Raw genomic sequence first — 25,928 nt, 5'->3', positions numbered from 1 at the left:
GTGTGGTGCCGCCGGCTGGTGGCCCGGAGGTGCGGGGTGACGGTGGTGGGGCGGGTTCCGGGCCCACCCCCGGGTAGGGGGAGGCGGCACCGGCAAGTCTCGGGGCAGCGGGCCGGACCGCGGCAGCGTGGAACCACCTGATCGGGCGGCCCCGCCGACCGCGTACAACCACGTGGTTCGCCGCCTGCCGCGCCGGGAGCGGACGGGCGGCGGCACCCCAGGCCCGGACGGTCAGCGCCCGGCCGGTCAGCGCGGGGCCGCTCGGCGCCCGCAGGCCCAGGTCGCGATCTGGAGGCGGGAGGTGAGGTGGAGCTTGGCCAGGATCCGCTGGATGTGTCCCTCCACGGTGCGCGGGGACAACACCAGCCGGGCGGCGATCTGCTTGTCCGTGAGCCCCTCGACGAGGTGGTCGACGACCTGCTGCTCCCTGGCGGTCAGCACCGGGTGCCCGGAGTCCGCCTCCGCGCCGGGGAACGGCTTCCGGTCGAGGGCGAACGCGACGGCCTGTGCCAGGCTCAGCTCCGTACCGGCCCGCAGGGCGTCGGCCAGCCGTTCCTCGCCGAGGTGGCGGCGGAGCCGGTCCTCGCAGGCGGCGCGGTGGTTGAGGAGCCGGCCGAGCGCGGGGGGCACGATGCCGATCCGTTCCCACAGGGCCTGGGCCGCTCCGAGCAGGGTGGCCCCGTCGGTGGCGGCGCCGGCCTGCGCGGCGGTCCAGGCCAGGACCTCCAGGGTCTGGGCCGTGGCGAAGAGGTTGTGGCCCGGCTCCTCCGCCCTCAGCGCGTCCTGGAGGACGGCGCGGGCGCCGTCGAGGTCGGCGGCGAAGTGGCGCTGCAGTCCGATCAGCCACAGGGCGTAGCGGCGGGACCATTGGGCCTGGTGGGTCTCGCAGAGGGCCAGGCTCTGCTCTGCGTAGGTCCGGGCGCGGGGGTCCTGGTCCATGGTGCAGGCGACGGCCAGGAGGAAGAGCGTGGTCCACCGGGCTCCGGGGTCATCCGCCGCGGGGTGGTGGTCGAGGGATCGTTCCAGGAGTGCGGCAGCGCGGTCGAAGTCGTCGTGGAACAGGGCGTCGAGGCCGGCGAGTTGGTCGGTGAGCGCGCGGGTGGGCCGGTGGTCGAGGTGCTCGGCGATGGTGCGGCACTCGGTCAGGCGGTCGGTGGCGGTGGGGGTGTCGCCGCGCAGGAGGGCGAGCCAGCCGTCGGCCCACAGGGCCTTGGCCCGGGCGGGGGTGGGGGTGGTGGCGAGGGCGAGGGTCCGGCGGAGCCAGTGCCGTTCCTCCTCCAGGCCGCCGTGGCCGAGGCGGTGGCTCCAGAGCGAGGCGACCATGTCGAGCGCGCTCTCGGCCTCGGCGGGTGAGGTGAGGCCGAACTCGACGGCGGAGCGCAGGTTGGCGTGGTCGTGGCGCAGCCGGGCGAACCAGGTGTGCTGCCGGGGGCTGAACCAGTCGGCTTCGGCGGCGGCGGCGAGGTGGCGGTAGTGGTCGCGGTGGCGGCGCCGGGTGTCGGGCTCGCGTCCCTGCTCGCGCAGCCGGGCGAGGCCGAAGTGGCGCAGGGTCTCCAGCATGCGGTAGCGCGGGTCGCCGGGGCGGTGTTCGCGGGTGAGCAGGGACTTGTCCACCAGTGCGGCGAGGGTGGGGAGCACCGCGTGCCGGGGCAGGTCCCGGGTGGGGCCGACGGCCTCGGCCGCGGCGAGGTCGAAGCCCGCGCTGAAGACGGACAGGGCGGTCCACAGGTCCCGTTCGCGGGTGGTGCACAGGTGGTAGCTGGACTCGATCGCCGCATGGAGGGTGCGGTGTCTCGGCGGTACCTCCCGGCCGGTCGGTGCGGGCAGGTGCGGGCAGCTGTCGATGCGGTCGAGGATCTGCTGGACCGGGAGGACGCGGGTCCAGGAGGCGGCCAGTTCGATGGCGAGCGGGAGTCCGTCGAGGCGGGCGCAGACGCGGCCGGTCGCGGTCCACTCCTCCGCGCTGTGCGGGAAGCCGCTGTCGACGGCCTGGGCGCGCTGGACGAACAGTTGCACCGCGGCGTAGCCGGCCGTGTCCGTGGGTGTCGGCGGACGGTCGGGGTCGGGGGTGGCCAGCGGGGGGAGGTCGAGGATGTGTTCGCCGTAGACGCCGAGTTGGTGGCGGCTGGTGGCCAGGACGCGGACGCCCGGTGCGGCGACGAGGAGGGTGCGGATCAGCGGTGCGCAGTGCTGGGTGAGGTGTTCGCAGTTGTCGAGGACGAGGAGGAGCTGCTGGTCGGTGAGGTGCCGGACGAGCCGGGTGAGCGGGTCGAGGGGTGCCTCGTGGCTGACGGCCAGGGCCCGGGTGATGGTCTGGGCCAGGCGGTCGCCGTCCTGGAGGAGGGCGAGGTCGACCAGGTGGGCGCCGTGCGGGTACGAGGGGTGCAGGTCGCGCGCGGTGCGGAGGGCGAGGCGTGTCTTGCCGATCCCGGCCGGTCCGGTGACGGTCAGCAGCCGCGTCCGGGCGAGCAGGTGGCGGGCGTGGGCGAGTTCGCGGTCCCGGCCCACCAGGGTGGTCGTCTCCGCGGGGATGGCCCGGTCCGGCGGTCGGTTGAGAGGCATGGTTCATGACAGCGCGTCGCGGGCGGGCGCACCACCGGTTCGGCGGAGGTGGCAGCGTGCTGCCGAAGTCGGTCCGCCGGCACGCGGGCCGGCGCGGGCGGGGCACTCGGCCCCGCCCGCGCCGTGCGGGTCAGGCGTGGGCCGGCGGCGGCCCACCGGAGACCGTCGGCGGCGGGGCCCGGTCGCCGTCCGCACCCGTGTCGAGGAACTCCCGGATGGCGAAGGCCAGCGCCACGAAGAAGGTGATCCACAGGACCACGCCCCAGGTGGGGTAGCTCCAGGTCGCCAGGATCACGGCCGCGACCACCAGGATGAGGGCGCCGATCCAGCGCTTCCAGCGGTGCACGAACGGGCCGACCGGCCCGAGCTTCATGCCGAGCGAGTACAGCGCGTCGCGCAGCGACCCGATGATCCGCCGGCAGGCGGTGCGCACGGCGACGGCGGGCTTGGACGGCCCGATCAGGAAGGCGCCGACCGCGGTCACCACGGCCACCGCGCCGACCGCGCGGACGGAGGCCCGCATGAACCGGATCAGGGTGTCGTACACCGTGCCCGCCGCGGCCTGGTTGGCGCCCGGTGGCAGGCGGTCCAGGTAGAACTCCCGGAACGCGGTGAGGGTGATGCCGAGCAGCAGCATCGCGAAGAACACGCCGATCGCGGCGCCGACCAGCGCCCGGCGGCGGTTGACGGCCAGGAAGACGCCGCCGGCGGCGACCAGCACCGTGACGATCGGCAGCCAGGCGCCCATGATCTCCAGCAGCCGGAAGTAGTTCTGGATCTTGGAGACGTCCTTCGAGGCGAAGACCACGAAGTTGGTGTGCACGTCGGGGATCTTCGCCGCGGGGGCGAACCCGGCGTTGACGAGTTCGTCCTTCACCTTGGCGACGATCGGCGCGATGTCGATGGAGACCTGGTTGTTCTCCAGCTTGACCGCGCCGCCGCCCTTGCCGGTGAGGGCCTTGTCGAGGGCCGTGTGGATGAGCCGGTTCGCCTCCACCCAGATGGTGGCGAACTGGTCGCTGGTGACCACCTTGTTCACGGTGGAGCTGACCAACTGGGTGAGGCCGCTCTTGATCGGCCCGCTGAGGTTGTTGATCAGGTTCGCCGCGTTCTGCGGCACGCCCTGCTCCGCGGCCGCGTCCGAGAGCTGCTTGACCAGGGCCTCCACGTCGATCTGCTCCAGCACGACCTGGGTGACCCGGTTGGTGACGGCCTGCTGGACGTCCGGCTCGGTGGCCAGCGGCGCGACGGTGGAGACGTAGCGGTCGGTGTTGCCCACGATGTCGGACGTCCAGACCGCCAGGACGGACAGCAGGGACAGCAGCGAGGCGATCACGATGAGCACCACGGCGCCGGAGGTCCGCCAGCGGTGGTGCTCCCGCTTCTTCGGAGCGGCCTCCAGCGCGGCGATCCGGGCCTTCAGCTGCTGGACCTCGTCCGTTCTTCCGCCCGATTCGGCGGGCGGCCCGGCGGCCGGCGGCGGTGGGGCCCCGGATCCGGGCGGCGCACCGGATCCCGGCGGCCGTCCGCCCGGGGGCACCGGTTCGCCGGGCCCGACCGGTCCGGGCTCGGACTCATGTGACGCCATCGCACCCTCCTCGGGTCGCTCTGCCCTACCAGGAGAAGCGCCGCCCGGCCCGCCCACCACCGGGATTGGGCGAACGGGTGGTCCCCGACGTCCCCCAGCAGGACGGACGGGGCCGTGCCCGCGATGATCGGGAGACGAATGCGGTGGCCTTCGCGGACCCGGCCGCACCTGCGCCCACCACCGGCGGCCGGGAGAGCGGTGTTCCGGGCGGGCCGGACACCGAGGAGAGGACGCGCATGCCCAACGAACCGACCGCCGGGCCCGCCGCCGCGCCGCCGGACCCGGTCGCGATCGTTCGCGGCCGCGGCTACCTGGCGGTGCTGGTGCTCTCGGCCCTGCTGGGCGTGCCGATCTCCGCCGCGGCGTTCGGCTTCCTCGCCCTGGTCTCCGAACTGCAGTCCCTGGTCTTCGACGACCTGCCGAAGGGCCTCGGCTTCGACGGCACCCCGGACTGGTGGGCGATCCCCCTGCTCGCGGTGTCCGGTGTGCTGGTCGCCCTGACGATCCGGTACCTGCCGGGCGGCGGCGGCCACAAGCCGGCCGAGGGGCTCAAGACCGGTGGCACGCCCACGTTCGTCTCGGTGCCGGGCGTCGCCCTCGCCGCCCTCGCCGGGCTCAGCCTGGGCGTCGTCCTCGGCCCGGAGGCTCCGCTGATCGCGCTCGGCGGCGGGCTCGCGGTCGGCGCGATGAGGCTGCTCAAGCGGAACGCCCCGCCCAGCTCCGTCACCGTGGTCGGTGCCGCCGGCAGCTTCGCGGCCATCAGCGAACTGCTGGGCTCGCCCCTGGTCGGCGCCTTCCTGCTGATGGAGGCGTCCGGAGTGGGCGGCCCGATGATGGGCGTGGTGCTGGTGCCGGGCCTGCTCGCGGCCGGTGTCGGATCACTGATCTTCACCGGTCTCGGCACCTGGACGGGCCTGGGCACCTACTCCCTGATCCTGCCCCAGGTGCCGACCCCCGGCCGGCCGACGCTCGGCGAGTTCGCCTGGGCCCTCCTCGCGGGCGTGGCCGCCGCGCTGCTGGGCGAGGCGATCCGCCGCTCCGCCCTGGCCCTCCAGCAGCTGGTGGAGCGTCACCGGCTGCCGCTCACCGCGCTGATGGGCGTGGCCGCCGGCGTGTTCGCCCTGCTGTACGCGGTGATCACCGACCGGCCGGCCACCGGGGTGCTGTTCTCCGGACAGGACGCGCTCGGGCCGCTACTGACGGACAGCGCCGGCTACACGGCGGCCACCCTGGTGGTCCTGGTGGTGTGCAAGTCGCTGGCCTACTGCGCCTCGCTGAGCGCCTTCCGCGGCGGACCGGTCTTCCCCGCCCTGTTCACGGGCGCGGCCGGCGGGCTCGCCCTCTCCCACCTGCCCGGCCTGGGCACCACGGCCGGCTTCGCCATCGGCATCGGCGCGATGTCGGTGGCCATGCTGAAGCTGCCGATGACCTCCGTGCTGCTCGCCACCCTGCTGCTCGGCAGTGCCGGCCTGACCGTGATGCCCCTGGTCATCGTCGCGGTGGTGGTCTCGTACGTCGGCACGCTCCGCCTCGCCCGCACCCCGGCCGTGCCGCCGCCCGCCGCACCGCCGCGGCCCCAGCCGGCGCCGCCCGCCGCGTGACCTGCGGCCTGCCGGCGCCGGCGACACGCGGAGGTGCCCGCCACACCACGATGTGAGGGAAAGCATGCCGACCGGGCACCGCCCCACGGGCACCCCCGCACGGCCGACGATGAAGGACGTCGCGGCCGTCGCGGGCGTCGGCCTCAAGACCGTCTCCCGGGTCGTCAACGGCGAGTCCGGAGTGGGCGACCAGACGCTGCGAGGGTTCGCCGGGCCATCGTGCAGCTGGGCTTCCGCCGGAACGAACCGGCCGGGGATCGACGCCTACCGGCGGTGCCCGCGCGACCACCCTCCGGGTGGGAACGGACCGCCGGGTACGTAGAAATCGGGCCCAACTACCTATCTGCGGCAGACCCTTATTGTTCCGTGCGGTCCGGCGGTGGTGGCATGGTCGGCACACCCGTGTAGATGTCGACGGGACCTCAGGAGCTGACATGGCCGCTACCACTCTCTCGTCCGTGACCGCCGGACCCGGCCGCTCACCCGACCGGACGCCCGCCCTGCGCGAGGCGGCCGCCTCGGAGGCGGCCGTCCCGGCCCTGCGGCACTTCGCCGCGGAGACCGCCCGGGGGTGGGACGTCCCACCCGAGGCCGTCGACCGGCTGGTGCTCGTCGTCTCGGAACTGGTCACCAACGTGGTGCAGCACAGTGGCAGCGCCGACGTGTCGGTGGCGATCGAGTACGACGGCGGGTCCCTCGTCGTCGAGGTCAGGGACTCGGGGACGTGGCGGAGCCGCTGGGCGGCGCGCGACGTCGCGGAGGGCGCCGCCACCGCCGGGCAGGGCCTGGAACTGGTGCGGCACTCCAGCACCTGGTGGCTGGCCTTCCCCTCGCCGGCCGGCACGCGCGTGGTGGCGAGCCTGGCCGTCGAACCCGCCGCCGGGTAGCTCCGCGGCCGGACGGGCCGGAGCGCACGGGCACCGAGAACGGCCGGCACCGGGATCAGGGCCCCGGTGCCGGCACCGGTGTTCCTCGGGCGGGTGTCAGAGCGAACGCTCTCCGGACCCGCGCTGGATCAGGCGGGTGGGGATCTGCAGCTGCTGGGGCTGGGCCTGCTCGCCGTCCATGCGGCGGAACAGCAGGCCGGCCGCCATCCGGCCCATGGTGGCCGGGTCCTGGGCGACCACGGTGACCGGGGTGGGCAGCATGTCGGCGAGCTCGAAGTCGTCGAACCCGACCAGGGCGGGGCTGGAGGGCCGGGTGGACAGCTCGCGCAGCACGGCGACGGTGGTGCGGCTGTTGCCGCACATCAGCGCGGTCACCGGCTCGGGGCCGGACAGCATCCGGTCGAGGGCGAACCGGACGCCCAGCGGGTCGGGCTTGCCCATCGCCACCCAGTGCTCGCCGATCCCGTACCCGGCGGCCGCCATGGCCTCGCGGTAGCCGTCGAGGCGCTCGATCGCGGTGTAGATGCCAAGGGCGTCGCCGAGGTACCCGATCCGGCGGTGGCCCTGACGGATCAGGTGGCCGACGCCGTCCGCCGCGCCGCTGCGGTTGTCGGCCAGGACGGTGTCCACCGGCAGACCCGCCGCCGGGCGGTCCGCGCAGACCACGGCGGTGCCCGCGGCCAGCTCGTCGGCCAGGTACCCGTGGTCGCCCGAGGTCGGCACGATGATCAGGCCGTCGACCCGGCGCGCGCAGAAGTCCAGGGCCAGCTCCCGCTCGCGGACCGGGTCCTCGGCGGAGGAGCCGATCAGCAGCAGCGAGCCGTGCGCCCGGGCGACGTCCTCCACCGCCCGGCTGAGCAGCGCGTAGAACGGGTCGGCGAGGTCCTCCAGGATCAGCCCGATCGACCGGGTCCGGCTGCCCTGCCGGAGCAGCCGGGCGCCGTCGTTGCGCCGGAAGCGGAGCTGTTCGATGGCCGCGCGGACCTTCGTGGCGGTCTCCTCCCGGACCCCGGGTTCGCCGTTCACCACCCGGGACACCGTCTTGAGGCCCACACCGGCGAGCGCCGCCACGTCCTTCATGGTCGGCCGTGCAACGGACTCCGGTGTCACGTGTCCCGCTTCGACTGGCATGCTCTGGCAGCCCCTCTCTGACCTGTGGCTGCCACCAGAATGGCAGGTCCGTCAGCGTAGACAACGCTGCCAGCCGACCGGAAGCCGGGGTCGGCACGGGGCGGCACGGTTCGCGCCCGGGGTCGGCGGTCAGGCGGCGGGGTGCCCGGGAACCCGGGCGCGGTAGAGGGTGGCCGTTCCGGTCAGGTGCGCCGGCCCTCCGGCGGCGGGGAGGAACACGCTGTCGCCCCGGCCCAGGGGCAGCGGCCGCCCCGGAGGCCGGAGGAGGACCGCGGCGCCCTCGGTGCAGAGCAGGATCTGCGGGCCGTCGTCGGCGATCGTGGCGAGGTCCGTGAGGTCGATCCGGGACAGCGCGAACTCGGCGGCGGATGCCGGGTAGTGGGTCTCCCCGCCGCCGCCCGGGACGGCGGACACCAGGGCGGGCGCGGCGGGCCGGAAGTCGACCACCTCGGCGAGCGCCCGGACGTCCACGTGCTTGGGGGTGAGGCCGCAGCGCAGCACGTTGTCGGAGTTGGCCATGATCTCGACGCCGGTGCCGCGCAGGTAGGCGTGCGGGACGCGGGCGCCGAGGTGGATCGCCTGGCCGGGCCGCAGCCGGACGTGGTTGAGCAGCAGCGCGGCGACCAGGCCGGGGTCGCCCGGGTAGTCGCGGGACACCGCGGCGTAGGCGGCGAAGGTGTCGACGGACGGGCCCGGGGTCGCGGCGGCGCGCTCCAGGGCGGGGGCGAGGGCGGCGGCGGCCCCCTCGCCCCGGGCGCGGTCGGCGCCGAGGGCCTCGGTGAGGACGGTGCGCAGCGCGGTCCGCGGGTCGGCGGTGCGCAGGGTGTGGATCCAGGGGGCGAGTGCGGGGACGTCCAGGGCTTCCATCAGGTCGGCGGTCCCCGCCGGTTCGCGGAAGCCGCACAGTGCGTCGAACTCGTCGAGGGCGCAGATCAGTTCGGGCTTGTGGTGGGGATCGCGGTAGATCCGGTGGGGGGCGTCCGGGGGGATGCCGGCGGCCTCCTCGGCGGCGTACCCGGCCTCGGCCTGGGCGGTGCTGGGGTGGACCTGGACGGACAGCGCGCGCTCGGCGGCCAGCACCTTGAGGAGGAAGGGCAGCCGGCCGTCGAAGCGGTCGGCGACCCGGCGGCCGAGTTCGCCCCGCGGGTCGCGGGCGATGACCGCGTCGAGCGGTTCGGGGCCGCTGCCGCGGTCGATGCGGGAGGGGGCGCCGGGGTGGGCGCCCATCCAGAGCTCGGCCTGCGGTTCGCCGGTCGGGGGGCGGCCGGTCAGCCGGGCGATGGCGGTGGTGGAGCCCCAGGCGTAGGGCCGGATCACGTTGGCGAGCGGGTCGGCGGTCGGCCGCGGGAGGGTCATGGGCGGGGCTCCGGATTGGGGGCGTCGGACGAGGCGGTCGGCGCGGTTGGGGCCGGCTGGACGATCGCAAATCTAGACAACGTTGTCAGAGGGCGCAAGAATCATCCCCGAGAGGACCGGCACGGCCGCGCACGACCCGGCGGCAGCGCCTCCCGTCGCACACCACCGGAGACGTCACCATGAGTTACGGAGCGACCCCCGCGGTCGACCAGCGCCCCTCCCCCGCCCTGCCGCTGCTGGCGGCCCTGGACGTCGGCGGGACGAAGATCGCGGGCGGGCTGGTCGACGCGGACGGGGTACTGCTGCACCGGGTCCAGCGGCCCACCCCCGCGCGGGAGGGCGCCGGCACCGTCCTCGCCGCGGTCCGGCAGGTGCTGGACGAGCTGGCGGGGCATCCGCTGTGGGCCTGCGTCCGAGCGGTCGGGATCGGCAGCGCCGGTCCGGTCGACATCGAGGCGGGGACGGTCAGCCCGGTCAACATCCCCGCCTGGCGCGCCTTCCCGCTGCGCGACGAGGTGGCCGTCCACCCGGCGGTGTGGGAGCTGCCGGTGGTGCTCGGCGGCGACGCCGTGGCGATGGCCGCGGCCGAGCACTGGCGCGGCGCGGCCCGCCCGTACCGCAACGCGCTCTGCCTGGTGGTGTCCACCGGGATCGGCGCCGGCCTGATCATCGACGGGCGGCTGCACGCCGGACGCACCGGGAACGCCGGCCACCTCGGCCACATCAGCGTGGACTTCGGCGGCCGCCCGTGCCCCTGCGGCTCGCACGGTTGCGTGGAGGGCCTCGCCAGCGGGACGGCGATCGCCCGGACCGCCGCCGAGTCCGGCTGGCGGCCCGCCGGCGGGGACGCCTCCGCCGCGGCGGTCGCCGTCGCCGCCCGGGCCGGCGACCCGATCGCCCTGCACGCCTTCGACCGCGCCGGCCGGGCGCTGGCCGCCGGGATCGCCGCCACCGCCACCCTGGTGGAGATCGAGGCCGCGATCGTCGGGGGCGGCGTGGCCAGGGCCGGCGACCTGCTGCTCGGCCCGCTCCGCCGCCACCTGGACGCGTACGCCACCCTGCCGTTCGCCGCCGGGGTGGTCGTGGTCCCCGCCGAGCTCGGCACCGACGCCGGCCTGGTCGGCGCGGCCGCCCTCGCCCGGCCGGTGCTGCGGCTCGACCCGGCCGCCCACTGACCCGACGCCCGACGCCGACCGCATCGGGGGTCACTGCCGTACGGGCGCACCGCGGTCACGGCCGTACGGCGGTCACGGCCGCGCGGGATCCCGTCCGCGGTGGCTCCGTCGAGCGCCGAGGCGACGTTCTTCCGGCCGGTGTCGAGCTTCTTGAGGACGTTGGCGACGTGGTGTTCCACGGTCCGGCGGGACAGGAAGAGCGTGTCGGCGATCTCCTGGTTGGTGGCGCCCCGGGCGAGCTGCGGCTCGTGGTCAGCGAACTGGTCACCAACGTGGTGGCGCACAGCCGCAGCGTGGACGTCTCGCTCTCCCCCGCGTTCGACGGCGTGGCCCTGACGGTCGAGGTCAGGGACTCGGGGACGTGGCGGAGCCGCCGGTCCGTGCGCCACGGCGTCGAGGCCGCCGTCACCGGTGGGCTGGGCCTGGAACTGGTGCGGCACTCCAGCAGCTGGTGGCTGGCCTTCCCGTCGCCGTCCGGTACGCGGGTGGTGGCCGGCCCGGCCGTCGAACCCGCCGCCGGGTAGCGCCCGCGGAACGGCCGGTCCCGGGTGGGCCCGGGACCGGCCGTCCGCCGTTGTCCACCGGCGGGCCCATGTCGGGGGTGTTCGGCCCCGGACCGGTCGGCCGGGGCGCGGGGCACCCGTCGGCGGCATTGCGGGAGGATGCCCTGCCGCCGACGGGACGGGTAGGGGACGGGATCAGCTCAGCGGGCGGCAGAGCAGGGCGTCGGGCACCCCGCCGTGGGACCACTTCCAGGTGAAGGCCACGCCGGCGAGGTACTCGTTGTCGGCGCACTGGCCCTTGTAGTAGCCGGGAGCCCAGTCGCTGTTCACCGAGCCGCCGGTGGCGGGCCGGTTGTCGCCGTGGTCGAACCAGACGTTGCGTCCGGTGGTCGGCAGGGCCTTGGCAGCTGGCGCGCAGAGCAGACCGGCCATGGAGTTGCCGCTGACGCTGTAGCCGGCGGCGAAGTGGTTGTCCGGGCACTGGAGCTTGTTGTACCCGCTCGCCCAGTCCTGCTTGACGTACTCCTCGCCGTTCACCGCGATCCAGGCGCCGGCGCCCTTGGCGGGCTGGTTGGCGTCGGTGCACAGGCCCCGGCCGGAGCTGCGGGCGATGGCGACCGGGCGCTGGCTGTCCGGGCAGGTGCCCTTGCGGTAGCCGGGGTTCCAGTCCGGCTTGGCCAGCATGGTCTTCGAGACGTTCTGGTCACCGAAGTCGAGGTCCAGCATGTTCCAGTGGTTGACCGGGGCGACCTGGCCGGTCGTGCTCGGGGCGTTGACCAGCTTGTTCCAGTCGGTGGCCCGCCAGTCCCCGGGGTCGTTGACGGTCAGCCGCTTGCCGGTGGCGTCGTAGTTGATCAGCGCCCAGTCGTCGTTGGGCTTGCCGGCGGCGTTCATCCAGCCGACCAGGGGCCACTGGGCGAAGTCGGCGTCGTTCGTCACCAGGATGTCGGTGAAGTTCTTGAACCACGCCCGGTCCTTGACGACGTCTCCGTTCGTGGGATCCGCGTTGCGGCCGCCCGCGCCGAACTCGCTGATCCACACCGGGGCGGTGAAGTGCTGCCCCGCCTGGGTGACGAACAGCGCCTGGTCGTTCACGACCCGCTTGAGGTCGTCGAGGCTGAGATCCCGGTAGCGGGGGTCGTTGGTCTCCCCGTTCTGCCAACCACCGCTCGCCCCGGTGTGGTTGGGGCCGGTGTAGCTGTAGAAGTGCGCGGAGTAGACCAGCTTGCCGGAGTCGATCAGGGTGTTGGAGAGGTTGCGGACCGGGGTGAGCATCGGCCGGCCGTGGCTGAACATGCCCTGCGGGATGCCCTGCCAGTTGATGCCCTCCATGACGATCAGCATGTCCGGGTCGGCCTTGAGGATCGCGTTGCCGGCCTGCTGGAAGGCGTTGTACAGATCGTGCTCGTTGCCCCAGCCCCAGTTGGGGTCGTCCCAGGTGTCGCGGCGGACCTCGTTGCGCAGGTCGGCGCCGGCCACCCGCTTGTTCGCCTTGTACCGGTTGACCAGGAACACCCAGTCGTCCACCCACTGCTGGGTGGACTGGCCGCTGTTCCACCGCTCGTTGCCGTCCAGGGAGCAGCAGAACCGGTACGTGGTGGTGTGGTTGTTGAGGATGACCGCGAACCCGTCCGCGGTCAGGGCGGCGACCACGGCGTCGAAGACCTGCAGCGGGGTCTTGCCCATGAGCTGCGGGTTGGCCGCCACGGCGGAGTCCGGCAGCACGGTGCTGTCGTGGATCATCGCGTTGGCGAAGGGCAGCCGGATGCTGTTGATCCCCAGCGCGTGGAAGTCCGCCATGATCTGGGACATCGGGGTGCGGTCGAGTCCCAGCGGGATGTTGTTCGACTTCTGGTCCGCCTGGTGGTTGGTCACGTCGTTGACGTCACCACTGCCCTCGTACGTGCCCTGGGCACCGGCCCAGTTGCCCGACTTGAGCTTGAAGCGGTCGCCGTTCGCGTCGACGACGTACCGGCCGCGGGTGCTCAGCGGACCGGTCCAGGACGCGGCCAGCTGCGGCCCGGTCAGCGCGACGGGAGCGGCGGTCGCGCTGAGCGCCGCCGTCGGGGCGGTCGCGCCGAGGGCACCGGGAGCGGTGACGGCCAGCAGCGAGGCGGTGGCGAGGAGAGCGGGCAGGCCGCGCGTGGCGAGGTGCGCGCGGCGGTGTGCGGCTCTGGTGGATCCCATGGTGCATCACTCCAGGAGGGTGGGAGGTGGGGTGGTGCGAGGCCCCGGATCCGCCGTCCACGTGCGGATCCGGGGAGTTGAGGGGCGGCTTCGAGGCTGGGTTCAGCCCTTGAGGCCGCTGGTGGCGATGCCTTCGACGATGTAGCGCTGGGCGATGAGGAACATGGCGACGAGGGGGGCGATGGTGACGACGGCGCCGGCGAAGAGTCCGGGCAGGTTGATGGTCTGGGAGGTGAGGAAGGTGGAGAGGGCGATCTGGGCGGTCCAGGAGGAGGGGTCCTGGCCGATGACCAGCGGCCACAGGAACGCGTTCCAGCTGTCGATGAAGGCCAGCGCCCCGAGGGAGGCGAGCATGGCGCCGGAGGAGGGGAGGGCGATGCGGCGGTAGAGGCCGAACCAGCCGAGGCCGTCGAGGCGTCCGGCCTCTTCGATCTCGGCGGGGAACTGCAGGTAGAAGTTGCGGAAGAGCAGGACGGCGAACGGGTTGAACAGCCCGGGCACGATCAGGCCCCACAGCGTGTTGACGCCGCCCATGGAACCGACCACGACGAACGTCGGCACGAAGGTCACCGAGCCGGGGATCATCAGCGTCGCGACCACCAGCGCCATCATGGCGCCGCGGCCGGGGACGGGGATCCGGGCGAAGGCGTAGCCGGCGGCGGAGGCGAGGAGGGTGGAGGCGGGGGCGGTGATGCCGGCGATGAGGAGGGAGTTGCCGAGGGCCTGGCCCATGTGGAGGCTGGGGTCGCCGAAGAGGGCGGTGAAGTTCTCCCAGTGCATCTGGGTCGGCCACCAGGTCCACTCGGGGGAGGTGAGGCCGCGGCTGTCCATCAGGGCGTTGCGGAGCATCAGGTAGAACGGGGCGAGGAAGGCGAGGGTGAGCAGGCCGATGATCAGGCCGCGCAGGCCCGCTCGCAGGACGCCGGTGAGAGTGGTTTTCACAGCGCTCACTCCTCGCCCTTGCCGTGGCCCTGGACCGGGGTGAATCCCGTGATCGGTGCGGTGGGGTGGGTGTGGTTCACGGTGTTCACTCCTCGCCCTTGCCGAAGCCGGTGATGCGGCCCTGGATGAGGGTGACGGCCACGATGAGGGCGGTGAGGACGAAGGCGCCGGCGGAGCCGAGGCCGTAGTTCTGGGCGCCCATGGCGGTGTTGTAGAGGTGGACGAGGGGGGTCTGGACGGGGGCGGTGCCGGTGCCGGACAGGCCGCTGCTGAACAGGTTGTAGAACTCGTCGAAGGCCTGGAACGCGGCGATGAACTGCAGCATGAGGACGGCGACGGAGGTGTTGCGGAGCATCGGCAGGGTGATCCGGCGCAGTTTGCGCCAGCCGGTGGCGCCGTCCAGGGCGGCGGCCTCGTACACGTCCCGGGGGATGGCCTGCAGGCCGGCGAGGAACAGGACCATGTAGAAGCCGACCTGGAGCCACAGCCGGAGGGTGATCAGGACGATCCAGTACAGCGGCGGGTCCGTGGTCTGGATCCAGGGGACGGCGTCCATCCCGAACCAGCCGCGCATCATGTTGGCGATGCCGGCGGGGAGGCCGTTGAACAGGCACATCTTCCACACCAGGGACGCCGCGACGTAGGAGACGGCGGTGGGGATGAGGAACGCGGTCCGCAGCACCGCCCGACCGCGCCGCACCCGGTGCACCAGCAGGGCGAGGCCGAGGGAGACGGCGAAGGTGACCGGGACGATGAACGCGGTGAACAGCAGGATCTGGCCGATCGAGCCGCGGAACGTCTCGTCGGCCAGGAGCTGTTGGTAGTTGTCGAGGCCGACCCAGTGGCCGAGGGCGATGGTGCCGTGGGCGTTGCAGAAGCTGAGCAGGAAGCTCCAGCCGATGGCGACGTACTTGAACACGCCGAGGCCGATAAGCATCGGCCCGGCGAGCAGGGCGAACGCGGCCCAGGCCCGCCAGTCGGCGCGGCGCCGACGGGGGGCGGGGCCGCCCCGCGGCCGGGCCGCGGGGCTCCCGTCACGCTCGGCGCGGGGGGTGGATGGAAAGAGGGCGGTCATCAGGGTCGCTGCTTGTCCAGGGCGGTCTGGGCCTGCTTGGCCGCGTCCGCGAGGAGCTGCGCCGCGTCCCCCTGCCCGGTGAGGATCTTCTTCGCCGCGGCGGCGAACGGGGTGCTGATCTCGCTGTCCCAGGTGTTGGGGTTGGACTTGCCGTGCTTGGCGGCGAGTTCGACGGTCTCCTTGGCGGTGCCCTGGGAGAGCTTGTCGGCGGCGACGGCGACCGTGCGGCGCGGCGGGACGTGGAAGCCGTAGCTCTCCGACCAGTCCTTCTGCAGGTCGGCCTGGTCGATCCACAGCCACTTGACGAACTTCTTCGCCGCGTCGACGTTCTTGCCCTTGGCGTTGACGCAGCTGGTCCAGCCGCCGACCCGGACCACCGGGCTGCCGCCGGGCTTGAACGCCGGCCAGGGCAGGACACCGAAGTCGTCACCGAGCGCGGTCTTGATCGCGGGCATCGCCCACAGACCGCACCACTGCATCGGCACCACGCCCTGCACCAGCGCGGACGGGTCCCACCAGTCGGTGGTGAAGCCCAGCAGCAGCGACTGGTCATCGGTGAGGCGCTTGAGCGCGGTGACCGCCTCGACGGCCTGCGGGGAGCCGTAGGCGACCTTCCCGTCCGCAACCAGGGCACCGCCGTTGGAGAGCAACGCCAGGGCGGGGCTGTCACCGATGCCGTCGTTGCCCAGGAACAGGCCCTTGGCGTTCTTCGACGTGAGCGCCTTGGCGGCGTCGGCGAGCGCGTCGAATGTGGTCGGCGGGGTGATGCCGGCCTTCGCGAGGGCGCTCTTGCGGTAGTAGAGCATCATCACGTCGTCGATCATCTTGACGCCGTACAGCTTGCCGTCGACCGTCACGTAGTCGAGGTTCCCCGGGCTGAAGTCCGCCTTCGCCGCGCCGTACACGTCGTCCAACGCCGCGAGCTGGCCGCGCCGGGCCAGGGCCTGGCTGAAGTCGCCGACCTCGAAGACGTCCGGGGCGCCGTCGGTCAGCAGACTCGCGTTCAGCTTGCTGCCGTAGTCACCCGGCACCCACGTCACCTTGACCGCGATCTCCGGGTTCGCCTTGGTGAACTCGGTGGCGTAACGGGTCAGCGCCTGCTGGGTACCGGCCTCACCGTACGCGTGGGACCAGACGTTCAGGGTGGTCTGCGCGGCCTTGCCGTCACCGCCGCCGCCCGGGCTGGTGCTGCAGCCGACCACGGCTCCGGCGACGAAAAGAAGCGAGCCGCCGAGGAAACCACGTCGGCTAAGCTCTGCTCTGTGTGCGCTCATGTCGCATTCCTCACGGGTGGGATGTGGGTGTAGCGGTCCGGTCGGTGTCCGCCGTCAATTGCTGCCAGGCAAGGGCGGACACCGGCCGGATGTGCTGTGGAACGGTGGGACGGGTGTGCCGGTGTGTCGGCTCCGCCGCGCGAGCGGGCCGGGTGGTGCGGGACGGTGCCGCGCTCTAGGGGAAGAGCGCCTGGATGCCCAGGACGGCGGCTCCTCTGGCCCACTCCTCCCAGGGGAGCGGACGCAGGGTCAGCGGGCAGTTCGCCGCGGCCTTGAAGGCGTGGGCCGCATAGGCGTCCTTGATGTGCGTGCCGAGCAGGTCGTAGGTGTCGAGCCCCTCACCGGTGACGACGACCCGCTCCGGGCCGAACAGGTTGACCAGGGTCGCGATGCCGGTACCGATCGCCCGTCCGGCACGGGCGAACGCCTCCCGGGCCGCGGGGTCGCCGCCGCGGGCCAGCAGAACGGCACCGTCGAAGTCGAGGTCCGGTCGGCCGGTACCCTCGCGGACGGCGGCGAGGATCGCGTCGCTGGAGGCGAAGGCCTCCACGCAGCCGGTCTGGCCGCAGTGGCAGCGCGGTCCTGCCGGGTCGATGCTGATGTGCCCCATCTCGCCGGCGACGCCGTAGGCGCCGGTGATCAGCCGGCCGTCGACGACCAGCCCGGAGCCGATGCCCGCGCCGATGGTGACCAGCGCGAAGTACTCGGTGCCGATGCCCTCGCCGAACCAGTGCTCGGTGGTGGTGAGCGCCTTGACGTCGTTCTCGACGATGACGTTGAGACCGGTGCGTTCCGCCACCATGGCGGCGAGCGGGACGTCCTGCCAGCCCGGGAGCACGGAGTAGCGGACCTCCCCGGCGGCGCGGTCCACGTCGCCGGAGACCGCGATCCCGAGGTGGCGGGTGCGTTCCCGGAAGGCGGGTTCGGCGTCGAGCAGGAGCTCGACGAACTCGCAGATCAGGGCGCAGACGGCCGCCGGGCTGCGGTCCGGTCCGAGGGAACGTCCGGCGGTGGCCCGCAGGCCGGCCCGCAGGTCGCAGGCCACGGCGTACAGGGCGTCGGCGCTGATCTTGACGCCGATGAAGAACTCGCGTTCCACCGTGACCGCCAGCGGGTTGACCGGGCGGCCGGCCCCCGGCGCGGTGCGCTCCGGGGGGAGTTCGTGGAGGTAACCGTCGTCGATCAGCGGCCGTGCCGCCTTGGTGATGGCGGTGGACGACAGCCCGGTACGGCGGGCCAACTCCACCCTGCTCAGCGGGCCCTCGGCCAGGAGCAGGGAGAGGATGGCGGTTTCGGCAGGCGCGGTGACCAGCGGCTGCCCGTGGTTCGGGAACACGGCTGAAACCTACCTGTAAATAAACAACCCCGTCCAGTATTGCGTTCAGAAAGCTCTAAGCCTACTCTCAGGTCACTTGCGCCGATTCGTCCACCGCACGCTCGACGCACCTCCACTCCACAGACCCACCCGCCCGCGCGGCATGCACGCCTGCACGGCCGCCGCCCGGGCGGCGCGCCGTCTGAGGCCTCTTCTCCGCACCATCCCGGGAATCCACCGTGTCTGTCACGCGCTCCTCGGCGTCCTTCGACCCCGCCAGCGGGCTCGCCGTCCTCGCCACCCCCAACAGCCGCTACGCCCTGCGGATCGGCGCCGACGGCAGCCCCCGCCACCTCTACTGGGGCCCCGCAGCCGGCTTCGCCGACCCCCCGCCGCCGGTATCCCCCGCGGACAGCAGCTTCGAAGCCGACCCCGCCGCCGACGAACTCGCCCCCCAGACCGGACCCCGCTTCGGCCCCGCCGGCCTCCAGGTCCGCTTCGCCGACGGCGTCCGCGGCGCCCAATGGACCTTCACCGGCCACACCGCCACCGACCACGAACTCCCCCTCACCCTGACCGACCGTCACTACCCCCTGACCGCCGACCTCTGCTACCGCGTCCGCCCCGACACCGACGTCATCGAACGCTGGACCGAACTCACCCACACCGGCCACCCCGACGACCCGCCGATCACCGTCGACCGCCTCGACTCCGCGTCCTGGACCGCCCCCCACCTCACCGACTACCGGCTCAGCCACCTCGTCGGCGGCTGGAACAGCGAGTTCCAACTCCACCGCGACCGCCTCCCCGTCGCCGAAACCACCCTCACCAGCCGCCGCGGCCTCACCAGCCACCACGCCAGCCCCTGGCTCGCCCTCGACGACGGCACCGCCACCGAGGACAGCGGCCACATCTGGAGCACCGCCCTCGCCTGGAGCGGCAGCTGGCGCATCACCCTCCACCGCGACCCCGTCGGCCGCACCACCTGGACCGGCGGCTACGGCCACGAAGGCCTCACCCGGACCCTCCAGCCCGGCGAAACCCTCCACACCCCCGTCTTCGCCGGCCTCCACACCACCGGCGGCTTCGGCGCCGCCAGCCGCGCCTGGCACGCCTATGTCCGCACCACCGTCCTCCCCGAGACCTCCAGGGACCGGCCGGTCCTCTACAACTCCTGGGAAGCCACCGGCTTCGACGTCGACCAACAGGGCCAGTTCCGCCTCGCCGACCTCGCCGCCCGCCTCGGCGTCGAACTCTTCGTCCTCGACGACGGCTGGTTCGGCACCCGCACCGACGGCACCTCCGGACTCGGCGACTGGACCCCCCGCCCCGAAGCCTTCCCCCGCGGCCTCAAACCCCTCGCCGACCACGTCCACGGCCTCGGCATGGCCTTCGGCCTCTGGGTCGAACCCGAAATGGTCAACCCCGACAGCAACCTCCACCGGGAACACCCCGACTGGGTCATCCACGCCCCCACCCGTCACGCCACCGAACTGCGCCACCAACTCGTCCTCGACCTCTCCCGCCCCGAGGTCGAAACCTGGATCCACACCACCCTCGACCACCTCGTCACCGACCACGACGTCGACTGGCTCAAATGGGACGCCAACCGGGCCTTCACCGACGCCGGCCACCCCGGCCACCTTGACCCCGACCGGATGTGGACCGACCACACCCACGCCGTCTACCGGATCATGGACCGGCTCCGCGCCGACCACCCCGGCCTGCGCATCGAGGCCTGCGCCGGCGGCGGCCGCGTCGACCTCGGCATCCTCGCCCGCACCGACCAGGCCTGGACCTCCGACAACACCGACCCCGTCGACCGCATCGCCATCCAGCACGGCTTCAGCCAACTCCTCCCCGCCCAGACCATGGCCGCCTGGGTCACCGACAGCCCCAACGTCACCACCGGCCGCACCACCCCCCTCCGCTTCCGCTTCCACGTCGCCATGGCCGGCGCCCTCGGCCTCGGCGGCAACCTCCCCGACTGGACCCCCGAAGAGCTGGCGGAGGCCACCGAACTCGTCGCCCAGTACAAGCGGATCCGCCCCGTCGTCCAGCACGGCACCCAACACCGCCTCACCGGCGAGGGCGGCGTCACCGCCGTCCACTACGCCACCCCCGACGGCACCGAACACGCTCTCCTCGCCTGGCGCCCCACCACCCGCTACGGCCACCCGGCCGCCCCTCTCCCGCTGCCCGCCCTCGACGACACCGCCCGCTACCTCGACCTCGACACCGGCCAGGAACACCACGGCGCCGCCCTCCGCCACCGCGGCATCGACCTCCACCTCCCACCCGGCGACCACGCCAGCCGCCTCATCCGGCTCGGCCGCCTCACCTGACCGGCCCGGCCCCCTCCCCCAGCACGCCGCTCACCGCCGGCCGTGCGGCGACCCGGAACAGCGACTGCGGGCGCCCGCACGGTCGGTGCGGCATGCCCCGAACCACCGCACGGCCGCGGGGACCACCCTCCCGTACCCGTCCCGTTCCAGGCGCACCACAGCGCGCCTGCCCGTCACCCGTACCCGACGCTCCCCGCGTCCCGCCGAGAGAACACCCTTGGACACCATCACCCCCCGCCCCGCCGACCCGACCGCCCTCGACCCCGACCCGTGGGCCGAGGGCGGGCACACGCTCCAGGCCCTCGGCGCCCGGATCACCGTGCACGCACCGGACGGCGCCGACCTCACCCTCGACCTGGAGCGCCACGACCCGGAGGGCGCCGACGCCGTGCTGACGGCCGGCGACACGGTCGGCGAGGCGGCCGGCGTGACCCTCCGGCTCGATGTGCCGCTGGGCGACGCCGCCGGCTACTGGCATCCGGACACCGGCTGGTCCCGCACCCTGCCTCCCGTCGGCGCGACGCCCTGGCAGGCCGTCTCCCTGCTCCGTTCCTCGCCTGTGGGCTGCCTCTACGACAGCGCCGGGCACAGCCTGCTCGCCTTCGCCACCGACCGCACGGTCGAGGGGGCCGAGGTCCGCTTCGGCCTCTGCCCCGAGCGACGCCGGTTCGCCGTGTGGCTGCGGTTCCCCCTCGCCGCCGGTGGCTCCTGCCGGCTGCACCTGGCCGCCCCCGGCCCCACGGTGGCGGCGGCGCTGCGGCGGCTGCGTGTCTGGCTGGCCGGACAGCCCGGCGGTCGGCCCCTGCCGGTACCGGCGGTCACCCGCACCCCGGTCTACTCCACCCGGTACGCCTTCGCCGGGGACCTCCGCGCGGCCGAGGTCGAGCGGGAGGCCGTCCTGGCCACCGGAATCGGCTTCGGCCGGCTGCTGTTGGACGACGGCTGGCAGTCGACCGGCACCGCCCCCGGGTACGCCGGCTGCGGCGACTGGCGGCCCGACCCGGACGCCTTCCCCGACTTCGGCCACCACGTCCGTACGGTCCGCGGGCACGGCCTGCCCTACGCCCTCTGGATCGCCCCGCTCCTGCTCGGCGAGCACTCCACCGCGTACCCGGCCTGGGCACCGTACGCGCCGCATCACGCGCCGCGACTGGACTGCCGGATCCTCGACCCCCGGCACGCCGAGGTGCGCCGCCACGTGGTGGACACCTGCCGCACCCTGGTCGCCGAGTACGGCCTGGACGGGCTCACACTGGACCTGCTGGACGAGGCCGCGGTCTACGCCGACGCGCCCGGACCCGCCGAGCCCGCGGCCGGGTTCATCGCGGACCCCGGCCGGGCCACCGCCCGGATGCTCGCCGACCTCCACACCGCGCTGCGCGCCGTACGCGGCGACGAGGTGGTCGTCGAACTCCGCCAGGCCGCGCCCGGACCGGCCACGGCCGCGTACGCCACCGCCCTGCGGGCGACCGCCCCGCCGGCCGACCCGGTCGCCCACCGGGTCCGCACCCTGGACCTCGCCCTGCTCGCCCCCGGCGGCACCGTGCACGCCGAACCGCTCGCCTGGGACCCGTACGCCGCCCCGGAGACCCTGGTCAGCCGGTTCCAGGGCGGCCTGCACGCCGTGCCGCAGGTCTCCGCGCGGCTGGCCGAGCTCTCCGAGGCGCACCGGGCGACGCTGCGGTTCTGGCTGGCCACCTGGCGCCGGCTCTCCGCGGTGCTCCTCGGCGGCCACTACGAGCCCGGCCGCCCGGACGAGCTGTACCCGCAGGTCGTCGCCTCCCGCGGGAACCGCCGGGTGGTCACCAGCTACGCAGACCGGCTGGTCCCGCTGCCGGCGGAGGCCTGGCGCACCCTGTGCATCGTCAACGCCTCGGCCGCGCCCACGGTCCTGGTGGAGGTGGCCGGGCCGCCGCGGCTGGTCCGGATGACGACCTACGACGCCCGCGGCGAGCGCTGGCAGTCCGGCACCCTGGCGCTCACACCGGGCGTGCACGAGATCGAGGTGCCGCCGTCGGGCCTGTGCTCGCTCATCCTGTCCTCCAGCCTGTTCGCCCTGAGCAGCGCCACCTCCTGACCCGGTCGCCACCCGCGGGCCTTCCCGCGGGTGGCCGCCCCGTCCGGCCCCGGACGACGACGGCCGCCCGTGTCAGTTCTGTTGGGCGGCCGGTCTCCGGCCACCGCGCCGGGAGCCCCCGCGCCCCGCTTCCCGCTTCCCGCTTCCCGCTTCCCGCTTCCCGCTTCCCGCTTCCCGCTTCCCGCTTCCCGCTTCCCGCTTCCCGCTTCCCGCTTCCCGCTTCCCGCTTCCCGCTTCCCGCTTCCCGCTTCCCGCTTCCCGCTTCCCGCTTCCCGCTTCCCGCTTCCCGCTTCCCGCTTCCCGCTTCCCGCTTCCCGCTTCCCGCTTCCCGCTTCCCGCTTCCCGCTTCCCGCTTCCCGCAGGACCCTACCCGGCCGCCGCGCCGGCGGTCCCTCACCGGGGCGGGTGGGGGCTCCCCACCGCCGGTGGCGAGGTCCTCGCGGGTGGTGCCGAGCGGCAGGCGGTTCGCCGCGGCGCGGTGACCACCCGCCACCCGCGCTCGCAGCCGCCCACCTCCACCCACCGCCGCCCGACGGGCACCCCGCGGCAGGAGGCGGCGAACCGTCAGGGTTGTCATCCGTAGCCCGGTCCCACGGATACTTAGGAATCGGGTCGGCACCCGTATCCGGTCGAACCACGGGTGACAGGCCCGCCGAGTTGGGGCAGGGTGATCCGGGTCGCCGGCGCGGCAGGCGCCCCCCACCGTCGGGCCGGGTCGGCGGCCCCCGTACCGCGGGATCGGCCCCCTGCACCGGCGCACTCGCGCGCCCGGGCCCGGGCCGCCGCTGCTGGACCCTCCTCCGTGGTCGCACCGGACGGAGGGGACCGGGGACGACCCTCTTGGACGACAGGTCAGGTGATCTCTGTGACGGGCGCGCACGCCCAACCATCCCTCCGCCCGGGCGACCTCCGGTTCGTCGGCCGCAGACGGGAGCTCGACCTGCTGCTCGGCCCGCTGCGCCGGCCCCCGGCGGTGGTGCTGGTCGAGGGCGAGGCCGGCATCGGCAAGTCCCGGCTGCTGCGCGAGGCGGCGGCGGTCCTCAGGGGCGAGAACCGCCTGGTGCTGACCGGCTCCTGCCACCCGCTGCGCGAACCGCTCCCGTACGGACCGCTGGTGGACGCGCTGCAGCGGGCCGTGCCCGACCTGCCCGCCACGCCGCTCCCGTCGGCCACCGGCGCGCTCGCCCGACTGCTGCCGGCCCTCGCCCCGCACCTGCCGCCCGCTCCCCCCGTCTCCCCGGATCCCCGGACGGCGCGCCGTGAACTGGTCCAGGCCGTCGGCTCGCTGCTGGCGACACTCGCCCCGGCGGTCCTGGTGGTCGACGACGCGCACTGGATCGACCCGGACAGCCGGGACCTGCTGCTCCTGCTGGCCCGCGACCTGCCGGACCGGCTCGGACTGGTGGTCGGCTACCGCGCCGAGGACCTGCCTCCGGACACACCGGTCCTCGGGGCCGCGTACCGCCACCCTCCCGGTACCGGCGGCAGCCTGCTGCGGCTCGGCCCGCTCGGCCGGGCCGAGGTGCGGGACCTCGCCACCGCCGCGCTCGGCCGACCGGCCACCCCGGCGCTGACCTCCGCGCTGTTCCGGCGCAGCGAGGGCCTGCCGCTGGTGGTCGAGGAGGACCTGGCGACGCTGCGGGAGCACGGTGGTCCGCTCGGGGCTCCGGAGGCCGCCGCCCGGCTGCGGGCCGCCGGGGTGCCGCGGGGACTGGACGAGGCGGTCCTGGAGCGCTGGTCCCGGCTGTCGCCGGACGGCCGGGCGGTCGTGGAGGCGGCGGCGGTCCTGGCGGCGCCGGCAGTCGAGTCGGTCGTCTGCGCGGTGGCCGGGCTCGATCCGGACCGGGGTGCCGAGGGGCTGGTCGAGGCGCTGCGGACCGCGGTGCTGCACGAGTCCGGCGGTCACCAGTACGCGTTCCGGCGCGGCCTGGCCCGGCAGGCCGTCTACCGGCGGATCCCCGGACCGCGGCGGGCCCGCCTGCACGCGCGGGCCGTCGCGGAGCTGGAGCGGCGCGGTCCGGCGCCGCTGGTGCAGATCGCCCGGCACACGCTGGCGCTGGGCGACCGGCAGGGCTGGCTGGCGCGGGCCCGCGAGGCGGCCGACCACGCGTTCGCCGCCGGTGACTGCGCCGCGGCGGCGTCACTGCTCCGGCAGGTCCTGCGGCGACCGGAGGCCGATGCCGGACTGCGGGCGCACGCGGCGTCGCTGCTGGCCCGGGTCGTGGTCGGCGGGACGGACGGCGACGCGGACACCGCGCTGCTGCGGCAGACCCTGACCGATCCGGCGCTGCCGGTCGCGGTCCGCGGCGAGATCAGGCTGGCCCTGGGCCTGCTCCAGGCGAGCACCACCGCCGGTACCGCCGGTCTGCGGGAGATCGCCGCGGCGGCGGACGATCTGGCGGGGTCCCCGGAGCGGGCCGCGCGGGCGTTGATCGCCCTGGCGCTGGACGAGTCGGACGGGCCCGCCGCCAACCGGGCCTGGCTGGAGCGGGCGGAGCTGGCCGTCCGGGGGACGCCCGAGGGCGTGGAGGCCGCAGCCGTCCGGGCCACCCGGCTGACCCTGCTGGCCTGGCGGGCGGATCCGGCGGTGTGGGCGCAGCTGGAGTGCCTGCCCCGGTCCGGCCCGGACCTCGCCGTCCTCCAGCAGACCGCCCGGGCCCTGCACAACGTGGGCGACGCAGCGGCCGACCTCGGGCACGACGGACGGGCCGCCGCCCTCGCCGCCGAGGCGGTCCGGGTGGCCCAGCTGTCCCACTACCCGGTGGTCGAGCTGCACGCGCAGGTGGGTCTGCTCCGCTCGGACGTCCTGGCCGGCCGCTGGGAAGGGCTCGCCGAGCGGTTCGAGGCCCTGGCGGAGGCCCACCCCGCCGCCGCGGTGATCCGGGCCGAGTCCCTGCTGTTCCTCGGGGTCCGCGCCGCGGCGCAGGGCCAACGGGCCCGGGCCGTCGAGTACTTCGAGCGGGCCGCCGACGAGGGCCGGCGCCGGCACACGCTGAGCGTGGCGACCCGGGCGGCGGCCGGGCTGGTCTCGGTCGCGCTGGCCCGGGGCGCGGCCGACGAGGCCTGGGCGATTGCCCAGCCGGCGCTGGCCCGGCTGCGCCGGGCGGAGGCGTGGCCGAAGGCGGCCGGACTGGTGGCCGCGGCGGTGGAGTCCGCGCTCCAGGCGGGCGAGCGGGCGGTGGCGGAACGGCTGGTCGAGGAGGTCGGGCGGGGCCTGGCCGGCCGGGACGCCCCGGCGGCCGCGGCCGACCTGGCCCTGGCGCACGGCCTGCTGCTCGAGGCGGAGGAGCCGGCCGCGGCAGCGGAACGGTCCGAGGCGGCGCGGCGGGGCTGGCAGGAGATCGGCCGCCCGCAGCCGAGCGCGCGGGCGGCCGAGTTCCAGGCGCGTGCGGCTGCCCGGACCTGCCCGGAGCAGGCGGCCGACCCGCTGGCCGCGGCCATCGACGGCTACGCCGCCCTGGGCGCCACCGCGGACCTCGCCCGCTGCCGCCGCACCCAGCGGCAGCTCGGCCTGGTCCGTCCGGCGGCCACCGGCCGGCGCGGCTACGGGCGGCAGCTCTCGCCGCGGGAGCGCGAGGTCGCCGCGCTGCTGGCCCGGCACGCCACCAACCAGGAGATCGCCGACGCGCTGTTCCTCTCCACCCGGACGGTGGAGCAGCACGTCGCCAAGGTACTCAAGAAGCTGGGGGCGAAGCGCGGTTCCATCGCCACCGCCCTGGAGCGGCTGGCCGAGCAGCCGAAATAATGAACCTCGTAAGGTATTGCCTCCGGAGCCGACCGCCCCCTACGCTCGGGTCATCCCCACAGCCGGCCCCACCCCCTCCGGCCTTCTCCCGCCGTACCGCGCCACGAGCCCCCGGATCTTCCGCGCCCCTCCCCCACCTGCCGTTTTCGGCTCCTTGCACCTGGA

At 74.4% G+C, this 25,928-nt stretch carries 16 protein-coding genes and 2 pseudogenes; 8 read left to right on the top strand and 10 right to left on the bottom strand.

Features of this window, described 5'->3' with window-relative positions:
* Positions 1 to 246: 246 nt before the first annotated feature.
* Positions 247 to 2,562 carry an ATP-binding protein gene (locus ABWK59_RS33700; protein WP_354644461.1) on the bottom strand — a complete coding sequence of 772 codons (2,316 nt, stop codon included), beginning with the start codon at positions 2,560 to 2,562 and terminating at the stop codon, positions 247 to 249.
* A gap of 130 nt (positions 2,563 to 2,692) precedes the next feature.
* Positions 2,693 to 4,150 carry a hypothetical protein gene (locus ABWK59_RS33695; protein ID WP_354644460.1) on the bottom strand — a complete coding sequence of 486 codons (1,458 nt, stop codon included), beginning with the start codon at positions 4,148 to 4,150 and terminating at the stop codon, positions 2,693 to 2,695.
* 236 nt (positions 4,151 to 4,386) lie between these two features.
* Here ABWK59_RS33695 and ABWK59_RS33690 point away from each other — a divergent pair, with 236 nt between their 5' ends.
* The 3 genes and pseudogenes from ABWK59_RS33690 (at position 4,387) to ABWK59_RS33680 (ending at position 6,638) form a co-directional block, all read left to right on the top strand.
* On the top strand, positions 4,387 to 5,751 hold the full coding sequence (locus ABWK59_RS33690) for a chloride channel protein (RefSeq protein ID WP_354644459.1): 1,365 nt from the start codon (positions 4,387 to 4,389) through the stop codon (positions 5,749 to 5,751).
* Between the two features lie 64 nt (positions 5,752 to 5,815).
* Positions 5,816 to 6,003, top strand: a pseudogene (locus ABWK59_RS33685) (LacI family DNA-binding transcriptional regulator); the annotation flags it as partial.
* A gap of 182 nt (positions 6,004 to 6,185) precedes the next feature.
* Positions 6,186 to 6,638, top strand: a complete 453-nt coding sequence (locus tag ABWK59_RS33680; protein ID WP_354644458.1) for an ATP-binding protein — start codon at positions 6,186 to 6,188, stop codon at positions 6,636 to 6,638.
* 96 nt (positions 6,639 to 6,734) lie between these two features.
* Here the strand turns inward: ABWK59_RS33680 and ABWK59_RS33675 are convergent, their stop codons facing one another.
* Both ABWK59_RS33675 and manA read right to left on the bottom strand, forming a co-directional pair.
* The gene (locus ABWK59_RS33675; protein WP_420492890.1) at positions 6,735 to 7,769 is read right to left on the bottom strand and encodes a LacI family DNA-binding transcriptional regulator; all 1,035 of its coding nucleotides are present in this window, start codon (positions 7,767 to 7,769) and stop codon (positions 6,735 to 6,737) included.
* A gap of 129 nt (positions 7,770 to 7,898) precedes the next feature.
* The gene (gene manA / locus ABWK59_RS33670) at positions 7,899 to 9,125 is read right to left on the bottom strand and encodes a mannose-6-phosphate isomerase, class I (protein WP_354644456.1); all 1,227 of its coding nucleotides are present in this window, start codon (positions 9,123 to 9,125) and stop codon (positions 7,899 to 7,901) included.
* A 179-nt stretch (positions 9,126 to 9,304) separates the two neighbouring features.
* Here manA and ABWK59_RS33665 point away from each other — a divergent pair, with 179 nt between their 5' ends.
* A complete protein-coding gene (locus tag ABWK59_RS33665) occupies positions 9,305 to 10,300 on the top strand; it encodes an ROK family protein (RefSeq protein WP_354644455.1) in 996 nt (331 codons plus the stop codon).
* Between the two features lie 182 nt (positions 10,301 to 10,482).
* Here ABWK59_RS33665 and ABWK59_RS33660 read toward each other — a convergent pair.
* A pseudogene (locus tag ABWK59_RS33660) lies at positions 10,483 to 10,584 on the bottom strand (hypothetical protein); the annotation flags it as partial.
* Here ABWK59_RS33660 and ABWK59_RS33655 point away from each other — a divergent pair.
* Positions 10,549 to 10,824: an ATP-binding protein gene (locus tag ABWK59_RS33655; RefSeq protein WP_420492962.1), complete on the top strand. Its 276-nt coding sequence runs from the start codon at positions 10,549 to 10,551 to the stop codon at positions 10,822 to 10,824. The pseudogene ABWK59_RS33660 and the gene ABWK59_RS33655 sit on opposite strands and share 36 nt — an antisense overlap.
* A 174-nt stretch (positions 10,825 to 10,998) precedes the next feature.
* Here the strand turns inward: ABWK59_RS33655 and ABWK59_RS33650 are convergent, their stop codons facing one another.
* The 5 genes from ABWK59_RS33650 to ABWK59_RS33630 form a co-directional block, all read right to left on the bottom strand.
* Entirely contained in the window at positions 10,999 to 12,990 is a 1,992-nt protein-coding gene (locus tag ABWK59_RS33650; RefSeq protein ID WP_354644454.1) for a glycoside hydrolase family 5 protein, read from the bottom strand.
* A 102-nt stretch (positions 12,991 to 13,092) separates the two neighbouring features.
* Complete coding sequence (locus ABWK59_RS33645; protein ID WP_354644453.1) at positions 13,093 to 13,932, bottom strand: carbohydrate ABC transporter permease; 840 nt, start codon at positions 13,930 to 13,932, stop codon at positions 13,093 to 13,095.
* 85 nt (positions 13,933 to 14,017) lie between these two features.
* Positions 14,018 to 15,007, bottom strand: coding sequence for a carbohydrate ABC transporter permease (locus ABWK59_RS33640; protein WP_354644452.1), 990 nt, complete (start codon positions 15,005 to 15,007; stop codon positions 14,018 to 14,020).
* On the bottom strand, positions 15,007 to 16,281 hold the full coding sequence (locus tag ABWK59_RS33635; protein WP_354644451.1) for an ABC transporter substrate-binding protein: 1,275 nt from the start codon (positions 16,279 to 16,281) through the stop codon (positions 15,007 to 15,009). The genes ABWK59_RS33640 and ABWK59_RS33635 overlap by 1 nt, the downstream gene beginning before the upstream one ends.
* A 175-nt stretch (positions 16,282 to 16,456) precedes the next feature.
* Positions 16,457 to 17,617 (bottom strand): ROK family transcriptional regulator, encoded by a 1,161-nt coding sequence (locus tag ABWK59_RS33630; protein ID WP_354644450.1) that lies wholly within the window; start codon positions 17,615 to 17,617, stop codon positions 16,457 to 16,459.
* A gap of 218 nt (positions 17,618 to 17,835) precedes the next feature.
* On the opposite strand from ABWK59_RS33630, the gene ABWK59_RS33625 reads away from it, so the two are divergent.
* The 3 genes from ABWK59_RS33625 (at position 17,836) to ABWK59_RS33615 (ending at position 25,763) form a co-directional block, all read left to right on the top strand.
* Positions 17,836 to 19,941, top strand: coding sequence for an alpha-galactosidase (locus ABWK59_RS33625; protein WP_354644449.1), 2,106 nt, complete (start codon positions 17,836 to 17,838; stop codon positions 19,939 to 19,941).
* 217 nt (positions 19,942 to 20,158) lie between these two features.
* Positions 20,159 to 22,018, top strand: a complete 1,860-nt coding sequence (locus tag ABWK59_RS33620) for an alpha-galactosidase (RefSeq protein ID WP_354644448.1) — start codon at positions 20,159 to 20,161, stop codon at positions 22,016 to 22,018.
* 856 nt (positions 22,019 to 22,874) lie between these two features.
* A complete protein-coding gene (locus ABWK59_RS33615; RefSeq protein WP_354644447.1) occupies positions 22,875 to 25,763 on the top strand; it encodes an ATP-binding protein in 2,889 nt (962 codons plus the stop codon).
* Positions 25,764 to 25,928 lie beyond the last annotated feature (165 nt).

This window comes from Kitasatospora sp. HUAS MG31 (assembly GCF_040571325.1).
GTDB classification, from domain to species: domain Bacteria; phylum Actinomycetota; class Actinomycetes; order Streptomycetales; family Streptomycetaceae; genus Kitasatospora; species Kitasatospora camelliae.
Note: the sequence above shows the minus strand (reverse complement) of the source record. Positions and strands in the feature narration are given on the sequence as shown.